This window comes from Enterobacter sp. A103 (genome assembly GCF_034427535.1).
Taxonomy (GTDB): Bacteria; Pseudomonadota; Gammaproteobacteria; order Enterobacterales; family Enterobacteriaceae; genus Enterobacter; species Enterobacter asburiae_B.
Genome location: NZ_JAXQPQ010000001.1, coordinates 347261 through 360831 on the forward strand (window position 1 = coordinate 347261; position 13571 = coordinate 360831).

Annotated in this window: 15 protein-coding genes and 1 pseudogene; 5 read left to right on the top strand and 11 right to left on the bottom strand. The window is 53.3% G+C overall.

All coding sequences use genetic code 11. From position 1 onward, the window contains the following. Positions 1–165 precede the first annotated feature (165 nt). Positions 166–2346, top strand: coding sequence for a type I secretion system permease/ATPase (locus tag SPH27_RS01655; protein WP_182072717.1), 2181 nt, complete (start codon positions 166–168; stop codon positions 2344–2346). Then, positions 2343–3518 (top strand): HlyD family type I secretion periplasmic adaptor subunit, encoded by a 1176-nt coding sequence (locus tag SPH27_RS01660; protein ID WP_029740549.1) that lies wholly within the window; start codon positions 2343–2345, stop codon positions 3516–3518. The genes SPH27_RS01655 and SPH27_RS01660 overlap by 4 nt, the downstream gene beginning before the upstream one ends. 35 nt (positions 3519–3553) lie before the next feature. Here the strand turns inward: SPH27_RS01660 and SPH27_RS01665 are convergent, their stop codons facing one another. Continuing rightward, the gene (locus tag SPH27_RS01665) at positions 3554–4438 is read right to left on the bottom strand and encodes a MarR family transcriptional regulator (protein WP_087822542.1); all 885 of its coding nucleotides are present in this window, start codon (positions 4436–4438) and stop codon (positions 3554–3556) included. Between the two features lie 276 nt (positions 4439–4714). On the opposite strand from SPH27_RS01665, the gene SPH27_RS01670 reads away from it, so the two are divergent. Continuing rightward, positions 4715–6178: an EAL domain-containing protein gene (locus SPH27_RS01670; protein ID WP_182072719.1), complete on the top strand. Its 1464-nt coding sequence runs from the start codon at positions 4715–4717 to the stop codon at positions 6176–6178. 29 nt (positions 6179–6207) lie between these two features. Here SPH27_RS01670 and SPH27_RS01675 read toward each other — a convergent pair whose 3' ends face one another. The 3 genes from SPH27_RS01675 to SPH27_RS01685 all read right to left on the bottom strand — a co-directional run bounded on the left by SPH27_RS01675 (position 6208) and on the right by SPH27_RS01685 (position 7869). After that, positions 6208–6480: a DUF883 family protein gene (locus SPH27_RS01675; RefSeq protein ID WP_048977815.1), complete on the bottom strand. Its 273-nt coding sequence runs from the start codon at positions 6478–6480 to the stop codon at positions 6208–6210. Between the two features lie 119 nt (positions 6481–6599). Then, entirely contained in the window at positions 6600–7268 is a 669-nt protein-coding gene (locus SPH27_RS01680; RefSeq protein WP_182072721.1) for an epoxyqueuosine reductase QueH, read from the bottom strand. A gap of 124 nt (positions 7269–7392) precedes the next feature. Then, positions 7393–7869, bottom strand: a complete 477-nt coding sequence (locus SPH27_RS01685; protein ID WP_033145486.1) for a GNAT family N-acetyltransferase — start codon at positions 7867–7869, stop codon at positions 7393–7395. Between the two features lie 93 nt (positions 7870–7962). Between SPH27_RS01685 and SPH27_RS01690 the strand changes: the two genes are divergently transcribed. Beyond that, a complete protein-coding gene (locus SPH27_RS01690; protein WP_182072723.1) occupies positions 7963–8922 on the top strand; it encodes a LysR family transcriptional regulator in 960 nt (319 codons plus the stop codon). Here the strand turns inward: SPH27_RS01690 and SPH27_RS01695 are convergent. The 7 genes and pseudogenes from SPH27_RS01695 to SPH27_RS01725 all read right to left on the bottom strand — a co-directional run bounded on the left by SPH27_RS01695 (position 8877) and on the right by SPH27_RS01725 (position 13036). Next, positions 8877–9092: a helix-turn-helix domain-containing protein gene (locus SPH27_RS01695; RefSeq protein WP_024908393.1), complete on the bottom strand. Its 216-nt coding sequence runs from the start codon at positions 9090–9092 to the stop codon at positions 8877–8879. The genes SPH27_RS01690 and SPH27_RS01695 overlap by 46 nt on opposite strands. Before the next feature lie 2 nt (positions 9093–9094). Next, positions 9095–9661 (bottom strand): DUF2975 domain-containing protein, encoded by a 567-nt coding sequence (locus SPH27_RS01700; RefSeq protein WP_259346820.1) that lies wholly within the window; start codon positions 9659–9661, stop codon positions 9095–9097. A gap of 1 nt (position 9662) precedes the next feature. After that, positions 9663–10010 carry a hypothetical protein gene (locus SPH27_RS01705; protein WP_182072725.1) on the bottom strand — a complete coding sequence of 116 codons (348 nt, stop codon included), beginning with the start codon at positions 10008–10010 and terminating at the stop codon, positions 9663–9665. After that, complete coding sequence (locus tag SPH27_RS01710; RefSeq protein ID WP_182072727.1) at positions 9997–11112, bottom strand: serine hydrolase domain-containing protein; 1116 nt, start codon at positions 11110–11112, stop codon at positions 9997–9999. Before SPH27_RS01710 ends, SPH27_RS01705 begins: the two co-directional genes overlap by 14 nt. 10 nt (positions 11113–11122) lie before the next feature. Next, positions 11123–11929: a MipA/OmpV family protein gene (locus SPH27_RS01715; protein WP_048978812.1), complete on the bottom strand. Its 807-nt coding sequence runs from the start codon at positions 11927–11929 to the stop codon at positions 11123–11125. Between the two features lie 320 nt (positions 11930–12249). Beyond that, positions 12250–12753, bottom strand: a complete 504-nt coding sequence (locus SPH27_RS01720) for a YbjP/YqhG family protein (protein ID WP_182072729.1) — start codon at positions 12751–12753, stop codon at positions 12250–12252. Then, positions 12753–13036, bottom strand: a pseudogene (locus tag SPH27_RS01725) (hypothetical protein). Before SPH27_RS01725 ends, SPH27_RS01720 begins: the two are co-directional and overlap by 1 nt. A 230-nt stretch (positions 13037–13266) precedes the next feature. On the opposite strand from SPH27_RS01725, the gene SPH27_RS01730 reads away from it, so the two are divergent. Then, a complete protein-coding gene (locus SPH27_RS01730) occupies positions 13267–13542 on the top strand; it encodes a metal/formaldehyde-sensitive transcriptional repressor (RefSeq protein ID WP_003857256.1) in 276 nt (91 codons plus the stop codon). Positions 13543–13571: the final 29 nt, after the last annotated feature.

Sequence of the window (13571 nt, forward strand, 5' to 3'; positions counted from 1 at the left end):
GGGGAGCGATCCCCGCGGCCTTTTGCGTTTCTTTACATGAATAGCCATAACCCTATATTTCACATGATTATTTTGCGGGCTCGTTTAGAAAGTGTTCGATTTTTAATCATTCCGTAAAGGTATCATTTCAGTGCGAAATTACTGCTCTGGACAGGACGTAGCATTATGAAGACACATCCACAGTACGAACCCTGGCTGCAGGGCATGCTCATCATCGCGAAACACTACCGGCTGGACTTTTCGGCGGAGCATGTTCGGGTCACGATTAACCATGAAAGCCAGTCTCCGCGCCAGCTGGTGCTGGAGGAGATGGCGCGCCAGCTTGGGCTGGGGATGCGTATGGTGGCGGCTGAAGCGGTATCCCTCGATCCGTGGCGCCTGCCGCTGCTGGCGGAATTCACCGGCGGACAAATCGCGGTCATTAACCGCATGGACAGCGAAGGCAACGTCAGCCTGCAGTTTAGCGGCGACGCGGGGCTGGAGACGACGCTGACGCGTGACGAACTCGGGGCGCGGTTAAAAGGGCTGATGGTGTTGCGCCCGCTTGAATCCACGCCGGATGCCCGCGTGGACGACTACATCAAACCCTATGAGAAAAACTGGTTCTGGCAGCTGGCGCTGAAGGACTGGCGACGCTACAGCGACATTATGCTGGTGGCGCTGGTTGCCAACGTGCTGGCGCTCTCCGGCATGGTCTTCTCCATGCAGGTGTACGACAGGGTGGTACCGTCGCAGTCGGAAGCCACGCTGTGGGTCCTGTTTGGCGGCGTGATGAGTGCCATCGTGTTCGAATTCATCATGCGCATGCTGCGCGTGCATATTTCTGACGTGGTGGGGAAGCGCGCCGACCTGCGTATCTCTGAACGCGTGTTTGCCCACGCGCTGCGGATTAAAAACGGCGCACGCTCCAAATCCACCGGATCCTTTATCGCCCAGATCCGCGAGCTGGAGTCGGTGCGCGAGCTCATTACCTCGACCACCATTGCGGCGATTTCCGATCTGCCGTTCTTCCTGCTGTTCGTCTTTATTCTGTGGATGATTGGCGGGCCGCTGGTGCTGGTGGTCCTGCTCGCCGTGCCGCTGCTGCTCATCCCCGGCCTGCTGGTGCAGCGCCCGCTGGGGAAACTCTCCAGCGAAGGGATGCGTGAATCCGCCATCCGTAACGCCACGCTGGTGGAAGCGGTGCAGGGCATTGAAGACATCAAGCTGATGCGCGCCGAGCAGCGTTTCCAGAACCAGTGGAATAACACCAACGACGTTGCCGCCAGCGTCGGCATGAAGCAGCGCTGGCTGACGGGGTTACTGCTGACATGGACTCAGGAAGTGCAGTCCATCGTCTACGCGGTGGTACTGCTGGTGGGCTGTTACCTGGTCATCAGCGGCGACATGACTACCGGTGCGCTGGTGGGAACCTCGATTCTGGCGTCGCGCACCATCGCGCCGCTGTCGCAGATCTCAGGCGTGCTTTCGCGCTGGCAGTCGGCAAAGGTGGCCCGCAAGGGGCTGGACGACCTCATGCAGCGCCCGATTGACGATCCGCAGCACGGCAAGAAGGTGCACAAAGCCCACCTGCGCGGCGACTATGCGCTTGAGGACGTCGGGTTTTATTACGACGAGGAAGAAAAACTCACCGTGCTCAACATCAGCAAGCTGCAAATCCGCGCCGGAGAGCGCGTGGCGGTGCTCGGGCGCAACGGCTCCGGTAAAAGCACGCTGTTACAGCTGCTGGCGGGCATGCAGGAGCCGCAGCAGGGCAGCATCCTGCTTGACGATATCGCCCTCAATCATCTGGACCCGGCCGACCTGCGTCGCGACATGCAGCTGCTCAGCCAGCAGGCCCGGCTGTTCTTTGGCTCCGTGCGGGACAACATCCTGATGGGGAACCCGTTAGCCACCGACGATGAGATACATCAGGCGCTGGTTAACAGCGGCGCGCTGGAGTTTGTGCGCAAGCAGAAAATGGGGCTGAACTACATCATCAACGAGGGCGGGGCGGGCCTCTCCGGCGGCCAGCGTCAGGCGCTGCTGCTGGCGCGAGCCCTGATTACCTCGCCGACTATCCTGCTGCTGGATGAGCCTACCGCCTGGCTGGACGAAATGAGCGAGAAGCAGTTTATTCAGCATCTTCACAAATGGCTGGGTAAACGCCGGACGCTGGTCGTGGCGACGCATCGCCTGCCGATCCTGGACCTGGTCGACCGCATCATCGTGCTGGAAAACGGCAAGGTGGTGATGGACGGCCCGCGCGATGCGATCCTGCACCAGCACGGCATGGCGCCGCAGAAAGCTGCGCAGCGCACCGTGACCATGAAGCCAGCGGCGGTTGTCGAGGAGGGCGCGGCATGAATGATTTCTCTCGTTTCAATAGCCGACTGAAGGAGCCGCGCCTGCCGCGCTCGTCGCTGGTGGCATGGTCCCTGTTCGCCCTGCTGGCGGTGTTTATCGCCTGGGCAAGCCTGTTCCATCTGGATGAAGTGACGACCGGCAGCGGCAAGGTCATACCGTCTTCGCATGAGCAGGTCATCCAGTCCCTGGAAGGCGGCATCATTCACAGCCTGATGGTGCGCGAAGGCGACATCGTGGAACGCGGGCAGCAGCTCGCGCAGCTTGACCGGACAAAAACCGAGTCGAGCGTGCTGGAGAGCGAGTCTCGCCTGAATGCGGCGCTGGCAACCGCTGCGCGCCTGAAGGCCGAAGTGAACGACACGGAGCTCGCGTTTCCGGAGGAGCTGGATGACGACGTTGAGCTGGTCAAACAGGAAACGGCGCTCTACCAGTCCCGTCGTGAAAGCCTCGAAAAAGGGCTGGCCGGGTTGCGTCAGGGCGCCGAGCTGGTGCAGCGCGAGCTGTCGTTAACTCGTCCTCTGGTGACCCAGGGGGCGGCCAGCAAGGTTGAGGTGTTACGTCTTGAGCGTCAAAAAAATGAGCTTGAGAACAAAATCACCGAGATGAAAAACCAGTATTACGTTCGCGCCCGTGAAGAGCTGGCAAAAGCCAATGCGGAGATTGAGGCCCAGCGTTCGGTGATGAAAGGGCGTGAGGACTCCCTGACCCGGCTGACCTTCAATGCCCCGGTTCGCGGGATCGTGAAGGATATTGACGTCACGACCGTGGGAGGCGTTATTCCGCCGAACGGCAAGCTGATGAGCCTTGTCCCGCTTGACGATCAGATGGTGGTTGAAGCGAAAATCTCGCCGCGTGATGTGGCGTTTATCCATCCCGGCCAGAAAGCGCTGGTGAAAATTACGGCCTATGACTACTCCATTTACGGCGGGCTGGAAGGGGAAGTGACCATGATTTCGCCGGACACCCTGCAGGATGAGGTGAAAAGGGATGTCTACTACTATCGCGTCTATATCCGTACCGACAGTAACCATCTGACCAATAAGCAGGGTCAGGAATTTCCGGTCTTTCCGGGCATGATTGCCACCGTTGATATTAAAACCGGCAGCAAAACCATTCTGGATTATCTGTTGAAACCGCTGAACAAGGCGAAAGAGGCGCTGCGGGAACGATAGGGGAATGGCGTTCGGAACTCCGAACGCCTGCTGGATTATACGGTTGACGTCACGTTGTGAGCGTGGCGTCGCTCTTTAGGCACAACGTTGATGTAATGCGTAACATACGCAAAATATAAACCGGCATAATTTTCGACAAGTTCGATAAACGCCGGGTATATCGACATCCGACCATCACCACGATCTTTAAGATATCCCGCCTCTTGTGCCGATTTGACAATTCGGTTGACGTGGATGCGCGAAACAAAAAATTCCTTTGCGAGCGTGCTGGCTGAATAGTCAATGACCGCACCATGAGCGGATTTATTTTTCATGGCCTGCAGATAGATATAAAGCATAATCATACGGCCGCCATCTTTATCGATAAATAATCCCACCTCAGGCAACACCTTTCTGAACGTTAATCCCCGAAAAAGATATTCAGCCGCGCGGCGGAAAAAGTTGTTTCTCAAAATATCATTATCCAGCAGGTTAACATTAATATTAAATGCCGGATAAAGAATGCTGACGGGCAAAAAAGCGCCGGACATATAACGCTTAAGTTCATTCAAGCCTTTTTCGGTTGGCGCGATTCTCGTTTTGCGTCGGTCATCCGTGCAGCGCCAGGTCCTGATGCGCCCGGTGGTTCTCAGTATCGTAATGATCGCAATCACGCTGTTGGGGCTGGCTATTTTATAGCGAGAGCATAGCTCTTTAATCTCTGAAACTGACTCGGCCTGATTTCCAAAAATAAAACAACACATGGAGAGAATAATGTTAAACCGTGATTCCTGCAGCATTGTCTTGTAGAACAAAGGTTGTTTTTTGTAGATGGTGTCATTAATTGTGTAGTGCTCTAATATTGCCTCACCGAATCGCGGATTGTTCTTTATAACATCCCTTCGATGTAGCAAGGCCCTGGATGAGATGTGATTATCCATAGCATTTTTCTCGTATTTGAATGAGCCGATAGATGAAGTGTCCACTCTTCTTTTTCGGAATTTTCATTATACCCTGAGAATAAGATATTTGCCGTTGTTATTTGCAAAGAAAAGTATATTTAAACGACGGTGATTAACGCAAAGATGTTCCTGTGAGTTCAGCGGATAACTGTTTCTTACCCTAAAGCTGTACTGTAAAATTAATGTTTATAACAGGTGCGTTAAATTTTACGTATTCACAAATGGAAATGGTGCCTCAGTGCCCAGGAGCAGTTTATGACCCACACAATTTCTCTCAGAAATGAGGCGTGCGATGAACATAAATTTGTCATCTCCGCCTGCGGTTTTACGTTCCAGGGATATCGTCTGATCCTTAACCAGTACGGAATACAGGCTTCGCATATTCACTTTGACGGGGATGAGGTATCCCAACAGGATCTTGAAAATATCCTTATAAATCAGAGTGCTCATATTGTGGTGTTTCTCGGAAAAGGTATCGTCAGCCTCCTGGAGAGCCTGAAGAGACTGGCGTCCGTACTCAATGCACTTCCCGTTATTCGACGCGTCACCCTGTATGGCGACCTGCCGGATGGCTGGCTATATCGCACCCTGGGCACTCTTTTAAATAATAGTTATCAATTATCATTGATTCGACTGGCCCGCGTTTCAGATGTCATAACCTGTATTCATACACACCATCATGTTTTTAAAGATCGCTCGTACTTATTACGCGATCGCTACAAGGATAATTCTTCGCAAGAAACCGTAAAGTGGCTAACAAAAAGAGAAATTGACGTTTTATTAAATTTCTACCGCGGCATGTCCGTAAAAGAAATGTGCGACGAAATGGGGCTTTCTAATAAAACGGTTTATACCCACCGTAAGGAAGGCGTGCTGAAATTACGCTTAATTAAGCGGTGGCTAAACGATTCGCACAATTTCAGCGCGGAAAGACGTATCAAGCGGCGGAACCAAAATACGGATTTTACGGATAAAGAATCAGAAATTTTTAATGCATTATATAAAAAAGAGATCTTCCCCGCTTATCAGATCATTACCGATCGTGACAAAAAGGGCGTAGGCTTTGAGATACTGATCCGCTGGAATAAAAACGGTAAAATTGTCAAGCCGGCCAGTTTTCTCACGGATATTTCAAATCATGAAATATGGTTGAAAATAACGGCGTTAGTCATCCATGCCGCCGTGTCAGGGATTAATAAGTATAATGGAAAATACTATTTTTCTGTGAATATTCCGCCTCGTCTGGCCTCCGGAAATGCATTGCCTGATATGGCAAAGAAAGCTATCGACATGCTGCTCAAGCCGCAGTGGGCCGAGAAGCTGGTCTTTGAATTTGCTGAAGATATTGACGTGACGAAGGACAAAAGGATCCCAGAAACCATGCGGCACTTGCGTAATACGGGGTGTCGATTGTTTCTGGATGACTGCTTCTCTAACCATCAAACCATGTTCCCGGTGCGGCAGGTGCATTTTGATGGACTCAAGCTGGATCGCGACATCGTTGAGCATTTTGTGGCAAACGACAATGACTATAACCTGATTAAAGCGATACAGATTTATAGCGACATGACCGGTACGGACTGTATTGCCGAGGGGGTTGATAGTGAAGAAAAGTTTGAAAAATTAGTCGCGCTGGGCGTCAAAAACTTTCAGGGGTATTATTTATCGCGTGCCGTGAAAGAGGAGGAGTTAGACCGCATGGTCAGAATGTTTAGCTAAGAACAAATAAAGCCCCGAAGGGCCTTTTATTATTTTCGACCGAGCAGCAGGCCGAGAACAATACCGACCGCACCCGCTGCGACGAGGCCGGTGAGGGGATTATTTCTGACAGCTTCAGTGACGTCGGAAACGGCATCGCTGGCCTGCGCGGCATATTTTCTGGCCGCACCTTTTACCTGATGCTTTGGTGAATCAACGAATTCACCAAACTGCTGCTGCGCGGAACCTGCAAGCTCGTCAAATTTATTTTTTGCTTTATCTTCAGCAAACTGGGTGTTTTTATCAGTACCGAAATCAGACATTTTTGCCTCCTTTTGTTGATAATTAAAGGATAGCCGTTCTTTGTGGATGTGGGAGACGTAAGGCTAAATTCGGTACATGTCAGGCCTGTTTTCGGATATATCTCTATACCGGGAACCCGTTATTTCTCATTGTCATCCTGACCGTAATACAGTTTCCCGATGCGGATCAGCGGGCGGCCCTGAGACTTACGATGCAGGTTACTGTCCCTGAGCGAATAAACGCACCCGCAGTATTCCTGCTGGTAAAACTGCTCCCGCTTGCTGATCTCAATCATGCGAGAGGAGCCGCCCTGTTTGCGCCAGTTATAGTCCCAGTAAATCATACCCGGATAGCGCGCGGCAGCACGCTGGCCGCAGTCATTTATCTGCTGCATGTTTTTCCAGCGGGAGATCCCCAGCGAGCTGCTGATGACGCTGAATCCATTTTCTGCCGCATAGAGCGCCGTACGCTCGAAACGCATATCGAAGCACATGGTGCAGCGGACGCCGCGCTCGGGTTCCCATTCCATGCCTTTTGCACGCTCAAACCAGTTATCGGTGTCGTAATCGGCATCAACAAACGGCACGCCGTGTTTTTCCGCAAAGCGAATATTCTCCTCCTTCCGAATGAGGTATTCCTTTTGTGGATGGATATTGGGGTTGTAGAAGAAAATCGTGTAGTCAATCCCCGAAGCCTGGATAGCCTCCATCACTTCACCCGAGCAGGGGGCGCAGCAGGAGTGCAACAGCAGCCTGTCGGCACCGTCTGGCAGGGAAAGTTGTGGTCGGATAAAAGGGGCTGTCGTCATGGCGTTCTGCAATATGTTTATGAAATTTATGGAAGGGTAGCATAAATTCATCATCTGTTGAGACGGGATCAAGGCAGGACAGAGCGACCCCGCGGGGCGGGATCATCTCGGGTACCACGTGTCGCTATTCGGCAAATTTCAGTAGCGCGTCGCCATCAAGACGATAGCGTACCCATTCGGACTGCGGCAGCGCGCCTATGCTCAGGTAAAAATCAATGGCGGGCTGGTTCCAGTCCAGCACGCTCCATTCAAGGCGGCCGCACTGTCGTTTTACCGCGAGCTGCGCGATATGTTTCAGCAGCGCTCTTCCCGCGCCTTTACCGCGATACTCCGGGGAAACGTACAGGTCTTCCATGTAAATCCCGTTGCGTCCGAGCCAGGTCGAATAGCTGGTGAAGAACACGGCATAGCCGGCAGTCTTGCCTTCACACTCCGCGATCAACGCTTCGGTTTTTGTGCCTGCGCCAAAGAGCGTTTCGCGGATCTCCTCCGGCGTGGTAACCACTTCTTCCGGCGCTTTTTCATACACCGCCAGCTCGTAGATCATGGCGTATATTGCCGCCGCATCTTCGGGGCGGGCCTGACGAATGGTGATGCTCATTGTTTTTCCTGTGTTTTAGCCTGTGTTTCGATTGATGGCGTTAAGCATACGGAGTATTGTCCGAAGAATTAAGTGCAATGAAATCAACAAAAGATGAATATTATGCATCCGGTACTGAGGCGTCTTGATTTAAACCTGCTGCCCGTTTTCGACGCGATTTACCGCCACCGTTCCGTTCGGCTGGCCGCTGACGAGCTGGCGATGAGCACATCGGCACTGAGCCATGCGCTGTCGCGTTTGCGCATCACCCTTAATGACCCGCTCTTTTTTCGCGAAGGGCATCGCATGTCCCCCAGCGTGTATGCCAATCAGCTGGCGCCTTCCATTGCTTCCGCATTGTCGTTCCTCAACCATGAGCTGACCCCGCAGCCGGAGTTTAACCCGGCCAGCAGTACCGAAAGCCTACAAATTGGGATTACGGACTTTACCGCGCTGTGCATTTTCCCGGCGCTGATGCACAAACTGCAGCTTGCGGCCCCGGGTTTGCGTTTCGAATTGCGCTATCTGCCGCACAGCCCGGCGCTGACGGAACTGCTGGCGGGCGAAGTGGATCTCGCGCTGGGTTTCAGCACTCAGGATGATATCCGGCACCCGGAGCTGGAAGAGATCGACTGGTTTGAAGATGAGTATGTGGTCATCGGCAACGCGCGCCGGACGCGTCTGACGCTGGAGGATTATCTCGCGGCCCGACATCTGGTGGTGACGCCATGGAATGAGAAGCAGGGCGTTCTGGACGTGCGGCTCGAACAGCTGGGCTATACCCGACAAATCGCGATCAAAACGCCGTCGATGCTGAGCGCGCCGTTTATCGTTGCCGAAAGCGACCTGCTGATGGCAATCCCCCGTTTTGCCGCTGAGAAGCTGGCTGCGGCAGCGGACCTGAGGATTTTTCCTTTACCGTTTTCGATACGCACGTTTGAAGTGAAAATTTACTCGCATAAACGCAGCGGCCAGCGAGGGGCGACCCGCTGGCTTAAGGAGGAGCTGCAAACGCTGGCGCAGGCGCGTCATTCCGGGCTGTCCGGCTCCCAGGAGAGGATGTCGCCGGGTTGACACTGCAGCGCTTCGCAAATTTTCGCCAGCGTATCAAAACGTATCCCTTTAACCTTGCCGGACTTGAGCAGCGACAGGTTTTGCTCCGTGATCCCCACAAAGGCAGCCAGGGCTCTGGACGTCATTTTCTTTTCTACCAGCATTTTGTCCAGATGAACCACGACAGCCATAATCAGATGAACTCCTTATTTTCTTCTTCCGCTTTGATCCCTTCGACCAGGGAGTGAAACGTTACCAGCAGCAAACCGCCGGTTAATAACAGAACAAAATCCCCAAGCAAAAGGGTGACCTGGTAGTAATGTCCCGGCCACGCGATCGTGAGAGGGATCAAAAAGCGACAGACCGGCAGCGCGATCCCAAGGCTTAGCATTGCGATTGCAATGTTGCGAACGCTGTTCGCCAGGGCCCGGGAGAGGATCTGCTTTTGACGAACCTGTCGCGTGACGCTCATTCCCTGCCAGATAGCGAAGGCAAACAGCCCCGCCGGGAGATAAAGGATCGCCAGCAGGAGTATCTGGCGTAGCGGCGAAACCGTCGAAACCGCCAAAACCGCCAGATCGTCATTCTGAACCTCAGCGAGCTTTAGCAGAGTGGAAATGAAAAACGACTCGCCGGTGAAATAAATCCACAAAGGGGTGATTAAAACCAGGATGAGAAATAGCGGCAGCACCCCTGCGATGAGCACCAGACTGAGTTTATCCCTCGCACCATTCACGTCGAACCTTCCTGAATATTTCATATTATTTTAAGACCAGCATGCTCAAGCATGACATAAGCATCAGCGCGATGGCAATCTTGCCACCGTTCAGACAGTTAGCGCCGCGTTTCATCCACGGTTTTGGCCACACGTGATACACGCTAATGGCGAGATAAGAGGCCTGAATCACCCAGGTGAGCATTCTGAAAAAGTAACCTGAACTGTTCAGATGGGTGATGGTCTGCATCATCTCCATGCTATAGAGAATGATTCCGACGGTCAGCATTGTGTTCACCAGCCGAAGTTTATACCGCGCGGCCCAGGCTCCGCACGTAAACAGCAGGGCCGAGACGAAGGTCAGTATCGTCCAGAGAATATCAATCCAGTTCATGATGCGCCTCTGCTGCCTGATATGGCTGGGCTAACAGCAGCCGTATGGCCGGGACAACCACCGGCCACGCGGTGTCGGAAAGGATCACCACGGCGCTTTTACGCTGTCGGTCGAAGGCAATAGCGGAAGCAAACCCTGACGATTCACCATCATGCCAGGTGATATCGCGCCCCTGAATGCGCGTGGTGAACCAGCCATAGCCTACGCGTGAATCGGGATCGTCAGTCGCAAACTGTGGCGTCATTGCGTCGCTCCATGCGAGCTTTCCTTCCAGCAGCGACTGCGCGTAATGGGTCATGTCGACAATGGTTGAGCGCACGCCTGCGGCAGGGGCAAACGCGTGCATGACCCACGGCGCTTCGCTCAGGCCGGAAGCGGACCGACCGCGGCTGAATGCGAAAGAGGCGGGCGTCGTATCGCTGGCGACGACGGAGTCTGTCATATGCGCCTGAGCGAAAATTCGCGTTTGCAGGAGATGAGCAAAGGATTGATGCGATGCACGCGCCAGCGCCAGTCCCAGCAGCGCGTAGCCGGTGTTGGAATAGTCAAATTCAGCCGGGCGTTCGACGCTGGCTTTATTCACCATCTCTATTAATGTCTCCTCATCGAAGTTCCAGATATTGTCACGCAGGATGATGCTTTTAATGACCTGAACTTTCTCGGGTAACGACGTCGCCAGCGGCGGCAGGCCGGAGCGGTGCGAAGCCAGCTGCGCCAGGGTAATATCGCTCGCCAGGCCCGCTATCTCCGGAATAAGTTCACCGACGCGGGTTTGTGGCGCCGCTTCGCCGCGTCGCTGCGCCTCAATCAGCAGGCTGCTGGTCATGGTTTTGGTCAGGCTGGCGATTTCATACTGTTTCGTAAAATCGCTGTCCCACAGAGCGTACTGCACGCCTTTCGGCGTAATGAATGCGACGGCAACGCTGCCTCGCGCACCGCTGAGTAATGGCGTCAGGAACGAGACTATGGTTGCATCTCCCGTCTGGCGCGGGGACGGAGTGCTGACGCCCGGCTGCAGGTAGATGCCTGCAGCAATCAGCGACACAAAAACCACCCCTGCGGCTAAGAGTCGCCTGCGGCTGTACACATACCGTTTATTCATGGTTTTCGCCTCAGAACTCGTACTGGATCATGGATGACAGGGTGTACTGTATGCGGCTTTTCACCAGCGGGCTCTGACCCGCTTCATCAATCAGACAGGCTGCGCGGCCGGCCACCCCAGCCGCCAGATTTTCGCTGATGTGCCAGACCAGTTCGCTATCGACCCCAGCTTCCTGCAAACCCGATGAGGGTGAATATGCCTCAAACCCAGTGCGCTGAGACTGGTTCGCGGTGACGCCATAATGGCGCTGCTGATAGCCGCCGTTCGCCCAGGTGATGTCACCTGCGACCGAAAACTCGACGTCCTGCCCGCGCCAGAGGGTGGACTTTACGCCGCTGTTCACGGTCCTCGCCTGCGGCTGCGTCTCGCCACCGTACCGGTGTTTTTGCGTTGCGCTTAACGCCCGCAGCCATATCGTCCAGTCCTCGCGGTGATAACGCATCTCCGCGCCAGCCATCAGCATGTCGGACATATCGCCCATTCCCTGCAGGTCGCGGTTTTTTCGGGCGGAGAAGGGATAGTTAACTGTCTCTTTTCGCCCCTCATCAGAGGCCAGCAGCAGGCTCACGGCAAACGGGGCGTCGGGGCTATATGTCCATGCAAGACCTTCCGTAGAGAGATCCCACTGCCCATAGTCTTTACTCTTCAGACTCAGGCCGCCTTTAAGTAGCGGCCCGGGCGCGTAATGCTGCGATCCCGAATAAACGGGGCTGACCGCGACGCCCAGTCCCGCGTAACCGGACAGATCCGCACTGCGTGCGGGGGCGCAAAGCGCGATCCCCGCGAGCGAAACGCCATACAGCAGACTTCTTTTCATTCGATGCCTCTCCTGGCAAAGGGTAAGTTGAAGTGCGTGCAGGCTAGCCTGGAGATTATCGTAAAACAATAAACATTTATTGTTTTACACTAAAATTGGTAGGGTTGTTCAAGCGCTCACGATAAAAAGAGATGCGGCCGGGGAGGAAAGTACAATATCGTAACTCTATGATTAAACGCGTAGTTCGCAGGAACACCGTCGCGACAGGACGATAAATGATTGATGACATTCGTTGTGAACAAGGGCTCGTCAATGCCGGGTAAATTATGAAAACACAAATGCCAGGACATATGTCCTGGCATGACACAAGAAAAGAGAGATTAGGGGGACGTTATACTTGCGGCATATCGTTGCGCGGCAGCAATCGCCCTGTCGTCAAAAATATACTGTTCAAAATGATGGCTCGCATCGGTGACGCGATATATTTTCCACTTACCGTCTTCATTACGCAGATACACGTTTAACTGCAGCTTCTGCTCATGACCCACACCCAGCTCGACGTTAACAAGTTTTCCGGACGCAGAGTTTATCGCGTTGCTTACGCTTAGGTCAGGGATCCACTCCGCGGCATAGTCTTGCGTATAGGTAAAATAGTCGGAACCGATAATTTCCTGCTCATAGAGAGAGAAAATTCTCTGCAGTCGGAAGAGCGTGTCTCGCGCGATATACTCACGCATTTTTGGGGAATCGAGATTATCTTCTTTGCTGTCTGTAACGAAAGCCGTGAGGTAAAACGTATAAAAGTTATGAGTGCGTTTTTCCGGCGTATCCATCTGTGTTGCACATCCTGTCAGTAACAGGCACATCAAAAGAACGTTACGCATCAGCTTTTCCTGTAAATTTTGTAAGCAGGGCGTGCGGAGCGATATCCCGGACCACCCCACATATCTCTTTGTCTGAAATCAGAGTACCAGGTTGTACCGTCATAAATCGCCATGTGACCTGCCGGATTTTCTCCCTGCCATAGTTTTTTGCATTGGGTGCATTTCCAATATCCGCGCCACCTGCTCGTATTGCCTTGCGAGTAAATTCACCACAGCGTTTTTGCGATGAAATGCCGGCACTCTGGCGTGCATGCAGGGCCGCAGCGTGTTTGTTCCATGCCATGTATTAACTCCTGTTGGATATTAAAACGCCACTAAACAACGAGAGCTTCATTTCGGTTAGGCAAATAATGTTATTAAATAATTATATATTTCAGTAAGTTATTTATTGCTACATTTAATTTGCCTGGTTGATGAGCTGCAGTAGATGCGCTGTTATTGCAAGCTGAAATGGAAGGTTTACATCGCCAGGTAAGTAAAATACCATACCCCCCTATAGTATCAGGAGGGCGTATGCCGCATTCACCCGAAGATAAAAAACGTATTCTTACTCGCGTCCGTCGCATTCGGGGCCAGGTTGATGCCCTTGAACGCGCGCTGGAGTCGGGCGACCCCTGCCTGGCCATCCTGCAGCAAATCGCCGCCGTGCGCGGGGCTGCCAATGGCCTGATGGGCGAAATGGTTGAAATTCACCTCAAAGATGAGCTGGTGACGGGGGAAACCACGCCGGATCAGCGAGCCGTACGCATGGCGGAAGTCGGCCATTTGCTGCGCTCTTATCTAAAATAAACCCACACACCTGACAAAAAGGGAAGACA